At 70.5% G+C, this 18946-nt stretch carries 16 protein-coding genes; 4 read left to right on the top strand and 12 right to left on the bottom strand.

All coding sequences use genetic code 11. The features are described 5' to 3' along the window. Positions 1-8 precede the first annotated feature (8 nt). The 7 genes from Pph01_RS28620 to Pph01_RS28650 all read right to left on the bottom strand — a co-directional run bounded on the left by Pph01_RS28620 (position 9) and on the right by Pph01_RS28650 (position 6055). On the bottom strand, positions 9-1094 hold the full coding sequence (locus Pph01_RS28620) for a DUF6114 domain-containing protein (protein WP_204076260.1): 1086 nt from the start codon (positions 1092-1094) through the stop codon (positions 9-11). 43 nt (positions 1095-1137) lie between these two features. Further along, complete coding sequence (locus Pph01_RS28625) at positions 1138-1740, bottom strand: DUF6230 family protein (RefSeq protein WP_204076261.1); 603 nt, start codon at positions 1738-1740, stop codon at positions 1138-1140. A gap of 201 nt (positions 1741-1941) precedes the next feature. Then, positions 1942-2877, bottom strand: a complete 936-nt coding sequence (locus Pph01_RS28630) for a cation diffusion facilitator family transporter (RefSeq protein ID WP_204076262.1) — start codon at positions 2875-2877, stop codon at positions 1942-1944. A gap of 43 nt (positions 2878-2920) precedes the next feature. Continuing rightward, positions 2921-4063, bottom strand: coding sequence for an SIS domain-containing protein (locus Pph01_RS28635; protein WP_204076263.1), 1143 nt, complete (start codon positions 4061-4063; stop codon positions 2921-2923). Next, positions 4060-4233, bottom strand: a complete 174-nt coding sequence (locus tag Pph01_RS28640) for a Trm112 family protein (protein ID WP_204076264.1) — start codon at positions 4231-4233, stop codon at positions 4060-4062. Before Pph01_RS28640 ends, Pph01_RS28635 begins: the two co-directional genes overlap by 4 nt. A 6-nt stretch (positions 4234-4239) precedes the next feature. Next, entirely contained in the window at positions 4240-5595 is a 1356-nt protein-coding gene (locus Pph01_RS28645; RefSeq protein ID WP_204076265.1) for a phosphomannomutase/phosphoglucomutase, read from the bottom strand. A 94-nt stretch (positions 5596-5689) separates the two neighbouring features. Next, the gene (locus Pph01_RS28650) at positions 5690-6055 is read right to left on the bottom strand and encodes a DUF3499 domain-containing protein (protein WP_203885029.1); all 366 of its coding nucleotides are present in this window, start codon (positions 6053-6055) and stop codon (positions 5690-5692) included. 155 nt (positions 6056-6210) lie between these two features. Between Pph01_RS28650 and Pph01_RS28655 the strand changes: the two genes are divergently transcribed. Beyond that, positions 6211-6657, top strand: a complete 447-nt coding sequence (locus tag Pph01_RS28655) for a metallopeptidase family protein (protein ID WP_204076317.1) — start codon at positions 6211-6213, stop codon at positions 6655-6657. 21 nt (positions 6658-6678) lie between these two features. On the opposite strand, the gene Pph01_RS28660 is transcribed toward Pph01_RS28655, so the two are convergent. From Pph01_RS28660 to Pph01_RS28675, 4 genes are all read right to left on the bottom strand, one after another. Continuing rightward, complete coding sequence (locus Pph01_RS28660) at positions 6679-8223, bottom strand: DUF5719 family protein (protein ID WP_204076266.1); 1545 nt, start codon at positions 8221-8223, stop codon at positions 6679-6681. Further along, complete coding sequence (locus Pph01_RS28665) at positions 8220-11069, bottom strand: glycosyltransferase family 2 protein (protein ID WP_204076267.1); 2850 nt, start codon at positions 11067-11069, stop codon at positions 8220-8222. The genes Pph01_RS28660 and Pph01_RS28665 overlap by 4 nt, the downstream gene beginning before the upstream one ends. A gap of 209 nt (positions 11070-11278) precedes the next feature. Beyond that, positions 11279-11536: a WhiB family transcriptional regulator gene (locus Pph01_RS28670; RefSeq protein WP_203885026.1), complete on the bottom strand. Its 258-nt coding sequence runs from the start codon at positions 11534-11536 to the stop codon at positions 11279-11281. Positions 11537-11726: 190 nt separating this feature from the next. Next, positions 11727-13376 carry a hypothetical protein gene (locus Pph01_RS28675; protein WP_204076268.1) on the bottom strand — a complete coding sequence of 550 codons (1650 nt, stop codon included), beginning with the start codon at positions 13374-13376 and terminating at the stop codon, positions 11727-11729. Between the two features lie 173 nt (positions 13377-13549). On the opposite strand from Pph01_RS28675, the gene cofD reads away from it, so the two are divergent. Together cofD and Pph01_RS28685 are read left to right on the top strand one after the other, a co-directional pair. Continuing rightward, positions 13550-14488 (top strand): 2-phospho-L-lactate transferase, encoded by a 939-nt coding sequence (gene cofD / locus Pph01_RS28680; RefSeq protein WP_204076269.1) that lies wholly within the window; start codon positions 13550-13552, stop codon positions 14486-14488. A gap of 153 nt (positions 14489-14641) precedes the next feature. Further along, entirely contained in the window at positions 14642-15922 is a 1281-nt protein-coding gene (locus Pph01_RS28685; RefSeq protein ID WP_204076270.1) for a coenzyme F420-0:L-glutamate ligase, read from the top strand. 183 nt (positions 15923-16105) lie between these two features. On the opposite strand, the gene Pph01_RS28690 is transcribed toward Pph01_RS28685, so the two are convergent. Next, the gene (locus Pph01_RS28690) at positions 16106-16834 is read right to left on the bottom strand and encodes a polyprenol monophosphomannose synthase (RefSeq protein WP_204076271.1); all 729 of its coding nucleotides are present in this window, start codon (positions 16832-16834) and stop codon (positions 16106-16108) included. 372 nt (positions 16835-17206) lie between these two features. On the opposite strand from Pph01_RS28690, the gene Pph01_RS28695 reads away from it, so the two are divergent. Next, a complete protein-coding gene (locus Pph01_RS28695) occupies positions 17207-18946 on the top strand; it encodes an ArnT family glycosyltransferase (protein WP_204076272.1) in 1740 nt (579 codons plus the stop codon).

An 18946-nucleotide genomic window follows, 5' to 3' on the forward strand; every position in this document is an offset into this window, starting at 1 on the left:
CCCGGTGGTCAGGGCGCGACGACCAGCCGCAGGCCCTCCGTCTGGAGGGAGTCGGCCGTGACGTACGGCCGCTCGCTCACGATGTCGGTCATGGTCAGTGGAAGATCGAGCCTCGGCACCAGCTTCAACGCCCTGACCAGGACGTTCGGGTTCTCCGCCGTGAACTCCTGGCGCAGGCCGAGGAGCGTGCCGGTCATCTTGGTCGTGTAGATGTCGACGTTCCCGGTGAAGGTGAAGGTGCTCCCGGTCAGGGTGGCGCGCCCCATCGTCTGCCGCGGTCCGGACAACACCGCCCGGTCCATGGTGAACCACAACATCTTGACCATCCCGGTCGCGCTGGGCAGTTCCACGACGCCGTGGAACTTCATCCCCGTCATGGTCAGCGAGGGAGCGCTCACGGACGCCGCCTCGGCCGCCACCACCGGGGCCTGGGACGCGCCGGCCGCGTGCAGGGCGGCTCCCGACATGAGGATCATCGGCAGCGCGGCGATCGCGAGCGCCCGTCCGCCGGGGCCCGGCTTCTCGTCGGGTCCGGCGCTCGAACCGCCGCCGGAACCCGGTGTCGCAGGTTCGCCGTCACCGTCCGGCCTGTCCTTGACCCGCCCGATCCACACGCCGGACGCGCCGCCCTTGGGCTCGTCCGGCGAGGCGGGCGGGGTGTTCGCGAGTTCGTCGCCGCTGACGACACGCCGCCGCGAGAACGTCAGGCCCGTCGCCGGCGGCGGGCCCTGCGCGTCGTCCGGCCCGTCCGCGCCGGACTCGGGCGTCCAGGCGGCCGCGAGGGCCCCTCCGACGAGGCCCAGCATCATGCCCAGGACGAATCCGCCCAGGTTCGCGTAGACGAACGACGCGAGCGACACGAGCACGGCCACCACGCCCAGGAAGATCCGCTGGCTGGGCTGCCACCACAACAGCAGGCCGACGGCGATCAGCACCAGCGCGATCAGATAGCTCGCGCCGACCGTGCCCGACTGGACGACCAGGGGCAGCGCCTGTGAGGCGAACGGGATGCTCAGCAACTCCACGCCGCCGAGCAGGACCAGCAGGCCGCCCCAGAAGGGCCGGGTCCTGCGCCACGGCGTCGTCTCGCTCACGGACGCCTGCCAGACGTGGCCGGAGCCGCCCAGGAGGCCGGCATCAGAAGCACTCGTGCTTGCCGGGCTCGACGGTCAGCTTGAGACCGGGCAGCTTGAAGGTCGCCGCGTTGACGGCCCAGGAGACCTGCTTGAAGCCGGTGATCGAGACGGCACTGGCCTGCTGGCCGAACATCCCCGAGGAGCCCGCTCCGCCGGAGACCGGGACCGCGTCGAGGGTCGCGGCGTCCCTGCCCACCTGGATGCGCGTGAAGACGGCGTTGCCCTGAAGCTGGGACGCGTCGACGATCATGTTCTCCGCGACCACCGGATTCTTGCCCGTTCCCGCGGTCAGCTTGATGGTCACCGCACCCACCGGCGAGTCGACCAGCACGGTCTGGCACATGTTCGTGAGCGTGGCGTGCCGGATGCCCGACACCGCAACGGGGATCTTCTGCCCCTTCTTGTTCTGGACCAGGCTGCCGTACTGGACGAACCCCTGCCCCGTGAGCTTGTCGGCGGAGACCTTGAACGTGTCGCCCGAGACCACGAACGACGCTCCGATCGCGCCTTCGGCGGTTGCTCCGATGAGCACCGACGCGACCGCGAGCGCGGGCACGAAGACCAGCGCGAAGCGCTTCCACCGCACGCGTCCCTGCTTGACCATGGGCACCTCCCGCGAGGTCAAATGGGTAAAGCCCAAGTTACCCACGAGTACAAGCAGGTAAAGGAAACACGCATCACATTTTCGTCACGCCGTCACCCGCCGCGCCGTGCGGCCATCGCGTACGACCGGCCGTGATCCGCCGAGATCAGGCGAATCCAGGAAGAAGGCCACCGCCCCCGGCGGAGCGCCGAGGACGGCCGGTCACCGCGCCGACGAGGACGCCTGCTCGGCCCGGTCGAGGTCGGGCTCAAGGTAGATCACCCTGGCTATCGGCACCGCGGCCCGGATGCGCTGCTCGGCCTCGTCGATGCCCCGGGCGACCTCGGCCGCCGTGTCGTCGTGCGCGACCGCGATCTTCGCCGCCACGAGGAGCTCCTCCGGGCCCAGGTGCAGCGTGCGGAGGTGGATCACCTTGGTGACCTCGGGGGCGCCTTCGAGCGCCGCGCAGATCTGGTCCTCGACCTCAGGCGCCGCGCTCTCCCCGATCAGGAGCGACTTGGTCTCCAGCGCGAGGACGATCGCGATGACGGCGAGCAGCACCCCGATCATGATCGTCCCGATGCCGTCCCAGACGGCGTCGCCGGTGACCACGGCCATCGTCACGCCGAACAGGGCGAAGATGAGGCCCAGCAGCGCGCCGAGGTCCTCCAGCAGCACGACGGGCAGCTCGGGCGCCTTGGCCCGGCGGATGAACCTCACCCACGACGCGTTGCCCTTGTGGGGCAGCGACTCCTTGATGGCGGTCCTGAACGAGAAGCCCTCGGCGATGATCGCGAAGATCAGCACGCTGAAGGCCCAGATCGGCGACTCGACGGGGTGCGGGTCAGCGATCTTGTGCCAGCCCTCGTAGATCGAGAACAGCGCGCCGATGCTGAACAGCACCAGGGCGACGACGAAGGCGTAGAAGTACCGCTCACGGCCGTACCCGAACGGGTGGGTGCGGGTCCGTGCCCGCTCCGCCCGCTTGCCGCCGAGGAGCAGCAGGGCCTGGTTCCCGGAGTCGGCCACCGAGTGGACGGACTCCGCGAGCATCGACGACGATCCCGTGAAGACGAACGCCACGAATTTCGCCGCCGCGATCGCCAGGTTGGCGCTCAGCGCTGCGATGATCGCCTTGGATCCGCCACTCGCACTCACAAGAACTCCTCAGGATTCGGCCAAAAAGATCCTAGAGCGAAATTCAGGCCCTGAGTTCCGTGACGTCCGAAAACGACTCCGGGTCAATGCCATAGCCCAGCGCGGCGTAGACGGCCGCGTAGTCGCTCAGACCGGTGAGCGTCGCGACCCGCTCCAGCGGATGGACGCCCTCGGCCACGACCTCGGAGATGGGGACGCCCCTGTCCTCCGCCAGTGCGACGGCCGCCGTACGGTGCCTGACGACCTGCTCGGGCTCCTCCGTGTCGCGCAGCAGCACGAGACGCAGCCTGGCGCCCTCGCCTCCCGGCTCGTCGGCGAAGGGGTCGGCGAAGATGTCCCGCCCGGCGAGAGGGCCGGTGAACGCCGCGAGCTGGTGGCGGCTCTCCGGGATCTCTCCCCAGATGGCCGGGTATCTGGCGATCTCGTTGAGCCGGAACGCCAGCCATCGGGCCGCGGCCGCGGCCAGGGGCGAGGTGCCCCAGATCATCGGGATGCTGCCTGCGAGCTCGGCCGCGAGGGTCTTCCCGGGGTTGATGAACGACTCGCTGGACGGCCGGCAGCGGTGGGCGATGTCCTCCAGTCGCACGGCGGCGGCCTCGAACGCGTCCTCGCGGGCCTCCACCAGGCCGAGCGCCGAGGCGGCGACGACCAGCGGGACGGCGATCTCCCACAACGTCCCGCCCGCTTGCCCGGGCTCGGTTCCGAACGGCACGTACGGCCCGCCCGCCCGCGTCACCACGGGCTCGAGCGGAGAGCGGGCGGGTCCGACGCCCATGATCGAGGAGCCGCGCCGCGCGGCCTCGGCGGCCGGGGCGAACGTCTCCTCCGCGTCACCGGGACGCGAGACCGCCATGACGATGTCGGCGGCGCCGACCCAGCCCGGCAGCCGGTTGCCGCGGACGGTGACGATCGGCAACGGCGCGCCGTACCCGATGACGGCGTCGAGCACGTCGCCCGCCACGGCGCAGCCGCCCGAGCCCACCACCACGATCGCCCGGGGACGGCCGAACCGCGCCAGCGAGCCGACCTCCGCCTCGACGGAGGCCCGATACGCGGTGCGCACCCGAGCGGCGGAGGACGCCACGGTGCGCAACACCCCCGAGGGGTCGCCCCCCACCAGATGTGCCTGGTCGTCGAGGCGATCCGGATCGAACACCGTGCCGGGAGCCCCTCCGGCATCGGTCATGCCTTGCGGGCCTCGTCGACCAGGAGGACCGGGATGTCGTCGCGGACCGGGTAGACCAGCCCGCACTCCGAGGACGTGCAGGCGAGCTCGTCGGTCTCGCTCTCCACGCGCAGGGGGGACTTGCACGCCGGACAGGCCAGAATGTCCAGCAGCCAGTCGTCGATCTTCAACTCGGGTCAGCTCCTTACCACAGCGAGCACTTCGTCGCGCACGGTGGCCATCGTGTTCTCGTCGGTCGCCTCGGCGTTGAGCCGCAACAGCGGCTCGGTGTTGGACGGGCGCAGGTTGAACCACCAGCCGGGGCCGGTCACGGTGAGACCGTCCAGCTCGTCGAACCTAACACCCTCTCGCCCTGAGAACGTCGCCCGAACCCTGTCGACCGCCGCACCCTGGTCGGAGACCGTGCTGTTCAGCTCGCCGGACGCCGAATACCGCGCGTAGCGCGACAACGTCTTCGACAGCGGCCTGTCCTGTTCGCCGAGGGCGGCCAGCACGTGCAGCGCGGCCAGCATGCCGGAGTCGGCGAACCAGAAGTCGCGGAAGTAGTAGTGGGCCGAGTGCTCGCCCCCGAAGACGGCGCCGGTGCGGGCCATCTCGGCCTTGATGAACGAGTGCCCCACCCTCGTGCGCACGGGGACGCCGCCGTGCTCGGCGACGATCTCCGGGACGCCCAGGGAAGTGATCAGATTGTGGATGACCGTGGCGCCGGGGTGCCGGGCCAGCTCCCGCACCGCGACCAGCGCCGTGATCGTGGACGGGGAGACCGACTCGCCGTTCTCGTCGATCACCCAGCACCGGTCGGCGTCGCCGTCGAAGGCGAGCCCGATGTCGGCCCCCCGGTCGACGACCGCCTTCTGCAGGTCGCGCAGGTTCGCCGGCTCGAGCGGGTTCGCCTCGTGGTTGGGGAAGGTCCCGTCGAGCTCGAAGTAGAGCGCGGTCAGCTCGATCGGCAGCCCCTGGAAGACCGAGGGGACCGTGTGCCCGCCCATGCCGTTGCCGGCGTCGACCACCACCTTGAGCGGCCGGATGCCCGACAGGTCGACCAGCGACCTGAGGTGCCCGGCGTAGTCCGCCAGCAGGTCCCGCCGCGTCACCTCGCCCTTGCCCGGGACGCCGCCCAGGCCGGAGGCCAGCAACTCGGCCGCGCGGTCGCGGATCTCGACGAGCCCCGTGTCCGCGCCCACCGGCACCGCGCCGGCCCGGCACATCTTCATGCCGTTGTACCGCGCGGGGTTGTGGCTGGCGGTGAACATGACCCCGGGGAGCCCGAGGGCGCCGCTGGCGTAGTAGAGGAGGTCCGTCGAGCCGAGACCGGCGTTCACGACGTCCGCGCCGCGTGAGGTCGCCCCACGCGCGAAGGCCGCGGCCAGCGGGACCGACGAGGGCCGCATGTCGTACGCGATCACCAGTGACGAGGCGTCCGTCACCTCGGCGAACGCCGCTCCGACGGCCTCGGCGGCCTCCTCGTCGAGCTCGTCCGGCACGACGCCTCGCACGTCGTACGCCTTGAAAATCCTGCTGAGATCGGCCACGACTGTTCCCGGACTCCTTGATGTCTTGCAAATGAGCCTATAGCGCCTGATCGTTGCGTACGGCGGGGCGAGATCGCGGTGCCGTACGAGGAGGTCACCGCTCCCGGTTGGGCTGGGCCGACTTCAGGACCCGCAGATGCCCCCGCCGGCCCACCTCGACCGCCTGGCCGATGGGCTCCCCCGCAGCGGGCGCGGGGCGGGCGGCCTCGCGGACCGCGTTGGCGAGCGCCTCGAGATCGTCTCCACTGGGCGATCCGGCCTCCGACGGAAGGCGGACGACCTCCCATCCCCGCGGCGCGGTGAGCCGTTCCGCATGCTCGGCGCACAGGTCGTAACAGTGCGGCTCGACGTACGTCGCCAGGGGCCCGAGGACGGCGGTCGAGTCGGCGTAGACATACGTGAGTGTGAAGACGGCAGGCTGCCTGCAGGCGGTACGGGAACAGCTGCGGACGGGGCTCACGGAGGGACCGTATCCGGTCCGCGTGCACATTGCCACCACCCCGAAGCTCTTATCGAGCGTGTCGCCACAATTCGGACAGCAGCGATACGGCCCGTCGCGCGTCACGGGCGGCGCTTTAAGCTGACTCCGTGACAGAGCCGAGCGAACGCGGCGACATGCCGCAGCCGAAGCGACGCGTGCGCCGACGTGATCGGCACGGCCGCGGGATGCGCGGCCCACTGGCCCCGTCGCACGTCCCCCTAGCCAAGTCCCGCGGGGAGCGCTTCGACGATCTCGTGCTCGAGGCGGTCGAGCGGCTCAAACCGCGCTGGGGCGCCCAGCTGGCCACCGTGGAGTTCGCCGTCGAGGAGGTTCCTCCGGCACACGAGCTGATCGACGGGCCCGCGAGGCTGTCCTCCGACCCCATCCCCTTCGGCAGGGCCGATTCCGCTGGCGGCGGGGACCCGGCCGCGGTGGTCATCTACCGCCGCCCCCTCGAAGCGCGTGCCCGCGACCGGGATCAGCTGGGCACGCTCGTCTTCGACGTCGTGGTGGAGCAGGTCGCCAGCCTCCTGGGCCAGACCCCCGAGACGATCGACCCCGGATACGACGACCGTCACTAAGGGAGTCTCACGCCCCTCGCGTCACGGCAGGACGGCGCTCGGCGAGTCGGCTGTGGGCGGGACCAGCGCCCAGATGGTCGCCGGCGCGAGAGGCTGGACCGTGACCAGCTGCCCGCCGGGAGTGTCCTCGACGAGCGCCCGCCCGCCGTACACGGGACCGGACCCGGGCTGCGGCTGAAGAACGACGCTGAACCCCGACTCGCCTCCGGGCGGCGCGGCCAGCTTGATCTCCTTGGTCCGGGCCGCGGGGACCTTGACCTCGACCGGCTCCGGCGCGGCGCCTCTCTTGGGCACCAGCTGGAGCTTGAGCGTGGCCGCCGCGAAGGGGGCCGAAAGGACCAGGCGGGACTCCTGCTTGCGCGCGACCCGGTTGTCCGCCACGACGCTGCCCAGATCGATCGGCGACGCCCCCGCGGCGAAGGCGACGTCCTGGCTCAGGCCCGTCCCGGTGATCTTCATCCCCGCGATGATCGGGACGTCGGAGGTCAGAACGAGGGCGGCGGGCTGGCCGCCGATTCCCGTGGACAGGTCGAAGGTGCTCGTCGAACCCGCCAGGACGTCCACGGTCTCCTTGTTCTTGAGAGCGTACGAACCGTCCTTGAGCACGGCCTTCACCTGGACGACGGTGTCCTGCTCGCCCGGCGCCGTCACGTAGAGCTCTCTGAGCCCGGCCATGCCCGGGATGCCGGGGACCACGACCTGGGTGGCCGGGGGCGCGGCGGCGGGCAGCCAGTCGACGCCCTTGTCCTTGCCGAGCACCGCCTTGATCGCCGCGGCCACGCGGCCGCCGCTGGTGCTGACCTCCACGGCCATCACCAGCGGGGAGGGGGCGAGGTCGCTCAGCTTGACCGTACGGTGCTCACCCGGCTGGAGGACCATGCCGCTGCCCCGGTCACTGAGCACCGGCCCCTCACCGGCATAGATCATGACCTCCACGTTGGCGGGCGCGGAGTCGGCGTTGGTGAGGTAGAGCGTCATCGCGGCAGCGGCGGGGCCGGGCCCCACGAACCAGGCGTCGGACCCCGGCTCGGCGCAGCGCACGGACGCTAGGCCCCGCTGGGTCCCCGCGTCCAACCGCGCCGTCTGCGCGGCCTCCAGTCCGGCCGCCATCGAGCCCGCGCCCGCGACGACCAGTGGAGCGGTGCCCGCCTTCACGTCCTGCTGCCACAGGACGCCGGGCTGCTCGAGCCGCGTGGGCTCGTCCGCCGCGCCCTTCTTCGGTGCGCCCTTCTTCTGGGCGTCCTTGTTCGCCGCGTCCCCGCCCGAGGCGTCCCCGCCCGAGGCGTCCGCGCCCGAGGCGTCCTCGTCGGCGGCCGGGGCCCGCGTGACCTCGCCCACGGTGGCGCTCCCCTTGCCCTGGGCGCCAGGCGGCGTCACCACGCTCACCCTGCTGCCGCCAGGAGACGGGCAGACGGTCGTCAGCGACTCCATGAGGGCCCGGACGGGCTTGGACGGCGTGTGCGCCACCGGCGCGGGTCGGCTCGCGTAGGCGACGCCGTACAGGGCGCCCAGCGCCACCAGCACCAGCACGAGCAGGCCGAAGCGGTTCTCGATCAGACTTTTCACACCGGCACCCGATCCTCACCAGCCCGGCGGCGTCCCCGGGGTTCCTCCAGGGGGGCGTCGGCGTACCGCTCCTCAGCCTCGGCCGCGCGGGCGCCCGGCGAGGCCAGGATCACCACGACGATCAGGAGGGTCGCCTGCGCCCACAACCAGATCCTGTGCGCTGAATCGCCGCCCGGAGGAGGCGGAGGCGCCGGGGCGGGCTGGGCCAGCTTCCACAACCCTCCGCCCGCCGACAGGCTCATCCGCACCAGGGCGGGCTCGGAGTCCAGCGTGCGGTGCAGCGAGGCGTCGACGGGGCCGGGCACGCTGATGAACTGCACGCCGTACTGGGCGAGCGTCTGGGCGTAGGTGCCGCCGCGGCCGGAGGCGAGGCCGGCCACGGCCGTGCCGAACCGCTTGGTCGCGTCCGCCGGCGGCTCTAGATCGGACTCCCCGATCAGTGGGGCCCTGCCGCGAAGGACGCTGTAGGTGACGACGCCGTCTCTCGGGCGCAGCACCAGGGTGCCCTGCCCCTTCGCCGATCCGACTGCGGCGAGCACCGGCATGGGGTCGCGCACGCCCCGGCGAAGCGGGTCCTCGGCGCCGGACTTGATCCACATCGCCGCCGCCGCGAGAGGCGTGGCGAAGGCGACGACGAGGATCAGCCCCGCCGCGGCGCGGCGGAGAATCCCGGTGGCGGCGAACTCCCCGATCCAGCGGGCCGGGCGGGCGGCCGCGACGAGCAGTCCGGTGGCGGCGAAGGCCAGGGGGACCCCCGGCCAGGCGGGGACGCCGTGGACCGTCAGGCGGCCGACGACGATCGCCACCAGGACGCCGAAGACCATGACTCCCCAGCCGATCGCCACGACCATCTGGTGACGGCGTACGAGCAGGGCCGCCAGCGCGACGGCGACCAGGCCCGCGGTCACCCAGACCGGCGGCGTGCCTGGCCCGCCGGGGCTCAGCATCAGCAGGTTCTCCGCCCCCAGCCGGGCGTCGGAGAGCGCGATGTCGTGCAGGCCCGACTCGAGCAGGATCCGCCCGGGATCCCCGACGAGTCCGGCGAGCCACGGGAACAGCAGCACGAGCGGGGTGCCGAGGCCGATCGCGAGCGCCACGCCCACTCCCCTGCGCACACCGGCGAACGACACCGCCGCCAGCCCGCCCAGGATGGCCACCAGCACGTACAGGAGCGGGACGAAGGCCGTGCCGACCGCGAGGAGCAGGCCGAACCCCCACGCCGCGCGGCGCGAGCCCGCGACGATCCTGGTCGCGAGCGCCGCGTAGACGGGGAGCAGCACGAACACGATCGCGGTGCCCAGCCGCCCGCTCGCGATCGCCCCCGTCGCGACCGGCAGCAGGGCGTAGGTGGCGGCGAGCCACACCCTCGCGGGCGTGTAGGAGATCATCTTCTTGGTCGCCGCGAACGCGGAGAAGCCGGCCAGCGGAACGCAGCCGAGGAGCAGGACGGAGACCGCCAGCCACGTCTTGCCCAGGAAGATCGTGGAGACCAGGGCCAGCAGCGCGACGTACGGCGGGGCCCAGGTGTCCGAGCCGAGGCCCGTCACGTGGTGGCTCTCGGTGTAGAGCCGCCACAGGTCGGAGGCGCCGCCGGTGATCGGCACCAGCGAGCCGCCGCCGAGGAGGCCGCCGTACACCAGGGATCGCTCGGCCGCCACGGTGACGGCCAGGAGAGCGAGGCAGAGCAGGACGCCGGGGCTCGTGAACAGCCGCTGCATCAGCCCGGAGTCGCTGAGCAACTCCTCGCCGTCCTCCTCGCCCGGTTCGGCGGCCGCGTGGTGCCGGCCGGCCGAGTCGACCGGCCCGGCGCCCGCGATGAAGCTCTGCACCATGTCGGCAAGCCGCCGGAACGCCGCTCCCGAGGGGGTGAGCAGGCGCGCGACGGCGGGATATCCCTGCTTGCGCCCCTGTCTGCGCCGCCTGCGCGCTCGTCTCAGCCGTCCGGGACGGCCGATGAGGGAGCCCAGCGCGACGACCTCGTCGAGGGCGTTCGCGGGTTGCTTGGCGACGAGGAACAGGACGGTCCGGAGCAGCGATCCCAGGATGTTGCGGAAGACCGACCGGATCAGCGCCGCGAACGGCAGGTTCGCCATGATGACCAGCAGCGCGTTGCGCCGGTCGAGCCTGCGGGGGTGCTCGTCGGTCACCGCGAGGCGCCTGCGGCGGCGGCTCGCGGCCTCGGCGTGCCAGGCCACGGCCTCCGGCACGTTGAGCACCCGGTGGCCCGCGGCCCGTGCGCGCCAGCACAGGTCGAGATCGTCGCGGAACAGCGGGAGTTCCGGGTCGAGGCCGGACAACTGCTCCCAGACGTCCCGCCGGATCAGCATGCCCGCCGTGGAGACCGACAGCACGTCGAGGAGGCCCTCGCCGTCGTGCTGGCCCTGGTCGTACTCCCTCGGCTCGAGGCCGGTGTCCCGCATCCCCGAACGGCTGACGGTGACGCCCATCTCCAGCAGCACGCGCCTGTCGAGCCAGTCGAGGAGCTTGGGCCCGAGGATCGCGGCGCCCGGATCGTGCTCCGCGGCCCACAACAGCGTCTGCAGCGCCCGGGCGTCCGGGGCGCAGTCGTCATGGAGCAGCCACACCCACTCGTCGGCGCGCGGATCGTGGGGAAGCCTGCCCAGCACCTCGTGGACGGCCTCGCCGAAGCCGGTGGATCTCGGCATGGTCAGCACGTTGGCGCCGCCGAAGGCCTCGGCGAGCAGTTGTCCGCTGCCGTCGCGGCTGCCGTTGTCGACGCCGACGACGCGGTCAAGCGGCCGGGTCTGGCGGCGGACCGCAGCCAGCGTCTCCTTGAGCCAGCGTGCGCCGTCGTGAGCGACGACGATCGCGGTGACCGATTGCACGTCAGGTCCTTGGGGGTCGTTCGGCTGAGCGCCGACCACGATACGGCAACCCCAGGACGGCCGATCACACGTGCGCCGAACCGTTAGATCGGCGCAACCCCGTCCAGAACCGGCTGATCACTCGGGTGAAGCACTGGGCGGGGGTCACGCGTTCCGGTTCGGAACGTGTGGCCCCCGCCCAGTGTTCACATCGTGGTTCTCAAGATGGTTCAAACAGCCTGACGCTTGATCCTGCGCCTTTCCCGCTCGGAGAGCCCACCCCAGATGCCGAAGCGCTCATCGTGCTCGAGCGCGTATTCCAGGCACTCCGCTCGCACCTCGCACGAACGGCACACCTTCTTGGCTTCTCTGGTGGAGCCACCCTTCTCGGGAAAGAACGCCTCGGGGTCGGTCTGAGCGCACAAGGCGCGCTCCTGCCACCCAAGATCCTCACCATCGAGCGCCTGTGCCATGACCGGATCGGCCATTGCACACCTCCCTGTCGCTCGCCCGCCCACTATGGAGCCCCCCAAAACGCCTCCCCCGTACCCACCCTCGGGGAGGCGTAACAACACGTCTGTAATTACACGCGCGTGCCGCGTGTGGCGTCAAGCGGCATAACGATACCCGGGGAAAGACGCGCTTGCCCCGGTTCGTACGCCCAGTTGTTCGGTCCTATCAGCGTTCGGAACCATACCAATGGGGGCTGGTGTCGCCGCTGTGCCCTGCCTGATCAGTGCCGGAACCTTCCTCATACTTTGCCTGGGCCCGTTCGGGGGCGTAGATGGCCGTCGGGTCGAGGGGTTCCTCCCTCCTGCCGGGGCCGCTGAGCGCGTCTCCCTGGTAGGCGGGCGGGTCGAGGCGGGTGGTCTGCTGGTCGGAGGGCGCGGCGGCGGGGGCCGTGTAGGACTCCTGCTGAGGGTGGCCCAGCGGGTTGCCGAAGTAGTCCGCCGCCGGGGGCGCGGCGGGTGTGGGGGGGTAGTCGGTCGGCGTCCCGAGCTGCTGGTAGCTCTGCGCCTGCTGGTAGGCCTGGGCGAGCTGCTGCTCCCGGGGGTCGGCGGCCTGCTCGTAGGGGGGCTGGGACTGCGTGTCGGCGCCGGCCGCGAACTGCGGGCCCGAGTAGCCCGAGAACGGCGACCCGCCCTGCTGGCCGTACTGCTGGGCGGGGTCGCCCTGGGCGGGAGCGGCGGCGTGCGATCCGGACTGGCCGAAGCCGGAGTCCTGGTAGGCGCCCTGGGCGAACCCGTGGCCCTCGGTTCCCTGCGCCTGGGGGAAGCCGCCACTGCCCTGCTGGCCTCCGACCGGCTGCTGCGAGTAGCCGCCGGCCTGCGGCTGCGGCTGGGTGCCGTAGCCGTACTGGTCGTAACCCTGGGGCTGGGAGTAGCCCTCGTACGACTGGCCGGAGGCCGTGGAGTCGGGCTGCTGCCCGTAGGGGTCGGCGCCGGGCGCGTTCGTGCCGAACCCCTGGCCGGAGGCGGACGCCTGTCCACCGGACTGGTCCTGCTGCTGGTAGCCCGCACCGTACGGGTCCACGAAGTGCGCGCCCGTCTGGAAGTCCTGCTGCTGCGGTTGCGCGGGCGTTCCCTGCGGGGTGGCCGACTGCGAATACGCCGCCTGCGCGCCGTACCCGTCCGCCTGTCCGGCAGGCGTGCCGTAGCCCTCCTGCGCGGGGGCGTACAGCGACCCGTAGGGGTCCTGGGCGGCGTACTGCGGGTCGACCGGAGCGGACAACTGGCCGTACTGCGCCGCGCCGTCGGAGGCCGCCGGCTGCCCCTGGGGCGCCTGTGCGTATCCGTGACCGCCGGCGGCGTACGGGTCCTGGGGATAGCCGCCGCCCTGAGCGCCGTAGAAGCCCTCCCCGCCGCTCATGCCCGGGCGGGCGGCCGCAGGGACCCCCGCGGTCGAATTGGTCACGAAGACCAGGGCGAGGAACACCAGGCCGGCCGACGGGAGGCCGATGATCAGGTTCTCGAACTTGTCCCTGAACGTCAGGACGTCACCGAACAGCACGCCCAGCACGGTGACGAAGCTGAACAGGAGGCACAGACCCAAGGTTCCGGCGGCGATGCGACCGACCAGTTGAGCCCGCGGCGTCCGGTCACCGAACCTGGTCACGAGCAGGACCGCGATCACGATGAGGGCAATGAAAGTGGGCGAAGCGAAGATCTTCAGTGCGGTGGCGGAGCGAAGCCCGAAGGAGTTCGCCGACGCCCCGGACCCGACGGGGATCAGCAGCCGCGCGAGGTTGTTGAGGATGTTCGTGATCGCGACCACAAGCATGAGCAAGGCGGCCGGCTCACGCAGCCGCCCGGTTTCGACCTTGAGCACAACTACCCCCATCGGTCCAAAAGGCAACCAGGGCAGTTTCCCACATGCCAGACATTGGTGTCGGCTGACCCAAGAACCTCATTCTGCCCGGAAGACGATATAACCACATTTGCCACACAAATCCGGGGGTGGGTGTTCGCGATCCGCTGAACCGCCGGTGGAAGACTGTCGGCATGCGCATCGTGTCCCTGGCAGGAGGAATCGGCGGCGCCCGCTTCCTCCGCGGCCTCAAGGCTGCGGCCCCCGGCTCCGACATCACCGTCATCGGGAACACCGGTGACGACATCACCCTCTTCGGCCTCCGGGTCTGCCCTGACCTGGACACCGTCATGTACACCCTCGGCGGCGGGATCGACGAGGGGCAGGGCTGGGGCAGAGCGGGTGAGAGCCACGTCGTCAAGGAGGAACTGGCGGCCTACGGCATGGAGCCGCAGTGGTTCGGCCTCGGCGACCGCGACTTCGCCACCCACATCGTGCGGAGCCAGATGCTCGCGGCGGGCTATCCGCTCTCGCAGGTGACCGAGGCGTTGTGCGACCGCTGGCAGCCGGGTGTGCGGCTCCTCCCGATGTCCGACGACCGGACCGAGACCCATGTGGTCGTCTCCGACGAGAACGGCCGGCGGGCCGTCCACTTCCAGGAGTGGTGGGTCAGGCTGCGGGCGTCGGTCCCGGCCGAGCAGATCAGCCTGGTGGGCGCGGACGAGGCCACCCCGGCCCCCGGCGTCCTCGAGGCGATCGAGGAAGCCGACCTGGTGATCCTGCCCCCGTCGAATCCTGTGGTCAGCATCGGCACCATCCTCCAGATCCCGGGCATCCGGCCGGCGCTGGAGGACAAGACGGTCGTCGGCGTCTCCCCGATCATCGGCGGCGCGCCGGTGCGCGGCATGGCCGACGCCTGCCTGACCGCGATCGGCGTCGAGACCAGCGCGCAGGCGGTGCTCGAGTTGTACGGCTCCCGCCTCATCGACGGGTGGCTGGTGGCCGAGGAGGACAAGGGCGTCGCCCTGGACGGCGTGACCGTCGAGGCCAGGCCCCTTCTCATGGACTCCCCCGAGGCCACCAAGGAGATCGCCGCCGCGGCCCTCTCCCTCGCCCACACCCTCCGCACGTGATCATGAACAGGTTCGGAGATCAGCCTCCCCACCTGCGAAAACCCCGATCATGATCATGCACGTTTTCGGTGGCGGGCCCACCCGCCAGCGAAAACGCATTTCGTGATCATGCAGAGAAGACCCTCTGCCGAGAACATGCTCTGAGAGGAACCCGTGGCCATCACCATCACCGGCATTTCCGGACTGCCCGAGGTCCAGGCCGGGGACGACATCGCCCGTCTCGTTGCGCGAGCCGTCCCCGCTCTCGAGGACGGCGACATCCTCGTCGTCACCTCGAAGATCGTGAGCAAGGCCGAGGGCCGCGTCCGCGAGGGCGACAGCCGTACGGCGGCGATCGAGGAGGAGACCGTCCGCGTCGTGGCGCGACGCGGCGAGACGGTCATCGCGCAGACCAGGCATGGTTTCGTCATGGCCGCGGCCGGCGTCGACGCCTCGAACACCTCGCCGGGCACGGTCCTGCTGCTGCCCGAGGACCCCGACGGCTCCGCCCGGCGGATCAGGGACGGGCTGCGCGAGACGCTGGGCGTCGAGGTCGGCGTGATCGTCTCGGACACCTTCGGACGGCCGTGGCGGCACGGCCTGACCGACGTGGCGATCGGCGCCGCGGGAGTGCGCCCTCTCGACGACCTCCGCGGCCGGACCGACTCCTACGGCAACCCGCTCAACGCGACCGTCACCGCGCTGGCGGACGAGATCGCCGCGGCCGGCGAACTGGTGAAGGGCAAGCTCGGCGGTGTCCCCGTCGCGATCGTGCGTGGCCTCGCCGAACTGGTCACCGCCGACGACGGTCCCGGCGCCCGCGTCCTCATCAGGCCCGCCGACGAGGACATGTTCCGGTACGGCTCGGCCGACGTCGTCTTCGCCCGCCGCACGATTCGGGAGTTCTCCCAGCAGGAGGTCGATCCGGCGGCCGTACGGCGGGCGGTCGCCGCCGCCGTGGCCGCGCCCGCCCCGCATCACACGACGCCGTGGCGTTTCGTGCTGCTGGAGACCTCGGGGGCCCGTACGGAGTTGCTCGACGCGATGCGGGCGGCCTGGATCGACGACCTGCGCTCCGACGGCTTCAGCGAGGAGTCGATCGCCCGGCGGGTCAAGCGGGGTGACGTGCTGAGGAACGCGCCCTACCTCGTGGTCCCCTGCCTGGTCATGGAGGGTTCGCACACCTACCGCGACGAGCGCAGGAACGCGTCCGAGCGGGAGATGTTCGTGGTGGCCACGGGCGCGGGCGTGCAGAACCTGCTCGTTCAGCTCGCGGTGGAAGGCCTCGGCTCCGCATGGGTGTCGTCCACGATGTTCTGCCGCGATGTCGTACGCAAGGTGCTCGATCTGCCGCAGAACTGGGATCCCATGGGAGCCGTCGCCGTCGGCCATCCGGCCGGGCCGCCCCGGGAGCGCCCCAGCAGAGAGGCGGGCGACTTCATCGCCACCCGCTGACGTGACCTCCCCGAAGTGCACCGGCAAGACCCGCGAGTCTTCGCATCTGCGAGATTCGGGACCGCGGACACGGTCCCGCTCGTACGTTTCTATGCCCGGCGGGCCAAGCGACTGCTGCCCGCCGCCGGCGTCGTCCTGGTGGTCACCGGTTAGGCGACGGATGACCACCACTCTGCGGCCCCCTCACTTGGGGCGGCGTGTCAGGCCCCAAGCGGTGACGCGCCAGAGCGCCTCGATGACGATCGCCCGGCTCATCTTGCTGACCCCGTGCTCGCGTTCGACGAACGTGATCGGCACCTCCATCACGCGGAACCCGCCGCCGACCGCGCGCCGTGCCAGGTCCACCTGGAAGCAGTAGCCCTGCGACTGCACCTCGTCCAGGCGCAGGCCGGTCAGTGTTGCGGCCCGGAAGGCCCGGTAGCCGCCCGTAACATCGCGGATCGGCAACCGGAGGATGAAGCGCGAGTACGCGCTGCCGGCGCGTGAGAGCCACTCCCGGGACTTCGGCCAGTTGACCACCCGGCCGCCCGCCACCCAACGCGACCCCAGAACGAGGTCGGCCCCCTCCAGCGCGGTCAGCAGCCGCGGCAGCTCCTCCGGACGGTGCGAGCCGTCCGCGTCCATCTCCACCAGCACGTCATAGCCGTGCTCGATACCCCAGCGGAAACCCGCCAGGTAGGCCGCGCCCAGCCCCTGCTTGCCCGGGCGGTGCATGACATGGATGTGCTCGTCCTCCCCAGCCATCTCGTCGGCGATCTTCCCGGTGCCGTCCGGGCTGTTGTCATCGGCTATCAGCAGATGCGCCTCCGGAACCGAGGCGCGCAGCCGGGAGGCCACGACTGTGATGTTGTCCGCTTCGTTGTACGTAGGGACGATCACCAGGATGCGACCCAGGGGGCTGTCGCTACTCATATGGGCATGGCCTTTTCTTCCGTTCTACGGAACTTCGCGGCCCCTTATTACTACAAAGTTGTAGGGGCCTCCAAGCCCGGGGTGCCCCGAGCCGTGACCTGTATCCGACGTGCCCAGGCGGACGGGTGCGGTGCCGCGGGAGGCCGCAACGCGATGCGTACCTCTGACAGCACCGCACAGGACGGTTGGGGAAAGTCGCCACTCACCAGGCTCAGGTTACGGACAGTAGCCATATCACCGAAATTCGGCACATTGCGAGGTGCCTCAATAAGCCGCGATAATCCCGTAAACCACTCAAGTCGCCCATGCGTCACTTGTCGGTGTGTTAGCCCAGCGGCGTAGAGCACCCTTGATGGAGATAGAGCACCCTTGATGGAGCCTGAGATCACAACCCCAGCCTTCGGCACCGGACACACCCCCTTGCAGCGGGTCGGGCTCGAACCCCAGGTGAGCCGCTCGTCGGTCCAGGAGGCCCCGCGCGTGCCGGAGAGCCTGGGGGCCGCGCTCGACGACACACCTGCCTCCGTCGTCCCTGAGGTCGACCGGGCCGGTCACCGACGCGCCTGGGTGTACCGAGCTGTCCTCGCCCTCATCATGGTGGTGCAGGCACTGCTGTCGGTGCGACTGAACAACACCGCCTTCATGGACGAGGCGTTGTACATCTACGCCGGCCACGAGGAGTTCGCCCACATCTTCCACGGGGCTTGGATAACCACCACGTACAGCAGCAACTTCTCGGGTTCACCCGCGCTGTATCCCGTACTCGCCGGGGCCATGGACTCTCTCCACGGCCTGACCGGGGCACGCGCCCTGAGCCTGTTCTTCATGCTCGCCTGCACAGGCTTCCTCTATTTGCTGACCCGGCGCCTCTTCAACGAGCGCGCGGGCCTGTTCGCAGCCGTCCTCTTCGCAGCCTCCCAGTCGACGATCATCCTGGGCTGGTTCGCGACCTTCGACTCCGCGGCCCTGTTCCTGTTGGCCTTCGCCGCGTGGGTCGTGGTGCGCACCGACCGCGCCAATCCGTTCGCGGTCCTGTTCGCCGCACCGATCCTGGTCCTCGCCTTCTTCACCAAGTACGCCGCCGGACTCTTCATCCCCACGGTCGTCGTCCTGGCCGTCATCGTCGCCTGGCCGCATCGGGGCGCCCGCGCGCTCTGGCGCGGGGTGCTGCTGTCAGCCGGCGTGGGAGCCATCGGCGGCACGGTGCTGTACGGCAGTTCCATCATGGAGGGCCTCCAGCACACCACCACCTCCCGGGCTCACGGCACCAACTCCATGAGCGAGCTGATCGGCTTGTCCGCCGACTGGATAGGGTTGGCCCTCGCCGTGGCGTGCCTGGGGGCACTGTCGTACGTGTGGCTCGGCCGGCTCAGCGATGTCACCTCCGCGGCCCAGACGACCACTGGCAAAGAGCCCGGCAGGATCTGGCGCACGATGTTGTGCCTCCTGCTCTGCGGGACGGGTCTGCTGGCCTCGGCCTACCAGATTCACTTGTCAACCGGCGTGTCCCTCTACAAGCACGTCGGGTTCGGCCTCTTCTTCTTCGCACCGCTGGCCGGGCTGGGTCTGTCCAGGATCGTCGGCCCGCATTTCCGCCGCACCGCGATCGCCCAGCGTTTCCGCGTCGCCGCGATCGGTCTGATGATCGTCCGCGCCGCGATCGGCCTGCTGATCATCGTGTTCGCGTTCTCCTCGGGCATAACGGAGTCCGATTACCGCTACGCGACCTGGCCGAACTCGACGCAGCTCGTCAACGTGCTCCGTCCACACGTGAACAGCAAGGGCTCGTACCTCTCGGACGTCGCACAGGTCCCCACTTACTATTTCCACAACGTCACCAATTCGAAGCAGTGGCAAGGCACCTACCACCTCGCCTACACCGACCCCAAGGGCGTCAAGCACAGCGGTACGGATGCCTTCACCGCGGCCATCGATGACGCCCGCTACAACCTTGTAGTGCTGCAGAAGCCCGGAGGCTCGGCGATTCAGCAGGCCATCGCGAAGGCCCTGCCGAGTAGCGGCAAGTACCGCCTTTACGCGGACCTGCCATTCACCAGCACCTTCGGGGATGGCTCCTACCAGGTCTGGATGAGGACATCGGCGTCGCGTTGA

Source organism: Planotetraspora phitsanulokensis, assembly GCF_016863295.1.
Lineage (GTDB): Bacteria > Actinomycetota > Actinomycetes > Streptosporangiales > Streptosporangiaceae > Planotetraspora > Planotetraspora phitsanulokensis.

What these genes read in the sequence shown, in the direction of transcription:
- Pph01_RS28625 (WP_204076261.1), bottom strand. Translation starts at nt 1,740, where the DNA reads ATGGTCAAGCAGGGACGCGTGCGGTGGAAGCGCTTCGCGCTGGTCTTC.
- Pph01_RS28635 (WP_204076263.1), bottom strand. Translation starts at nt 4,063, where the DNA reads ATGACCGATGCCGGAGGGGCTCCCGGCACGGTGTTCGATCCGGATCGC.
- Pph01_RS28655 (WP_204076317.1), top strand. Translation starts at nt 6,211, where the DNA reads ATGCCGCAGCCGAAGCGACGCGTGCGCCGACGTGATCGGCACGGCCGC.
- Pph01_RS28670 (WP_203885026.1), bottom strand. Translation starts at nt 11,536, where the DNA reads ATGGCCGATCCGGTCATGGCACAGGCGCTCGATGGTGAGGATCTTGGG.
- cofD (WP_204076269.1), top strand. Translation starts at nt 13,550, where the DNA reads ATGCGCATCGTGTCCCTGGCAGGAGGAATCGGCGGCGCCCGCTTCCTC.
- Pph01_RS28690 (WP_204076271.1), bottom strand. Translation starts at nt 16,834, where the DNA reads ATGAGTAGCGACAGCCCCCTGGGTCGCATCCTGGTGATCGTCCCTACG.
- Pph01_RS28695 (WP_204076272.1), top strand. Translation starts at nt 17,207, where the DNA reads ATGGAGCCTGAGATCACAACCCCAGCCTTCGGCACCGGACACACCCCC.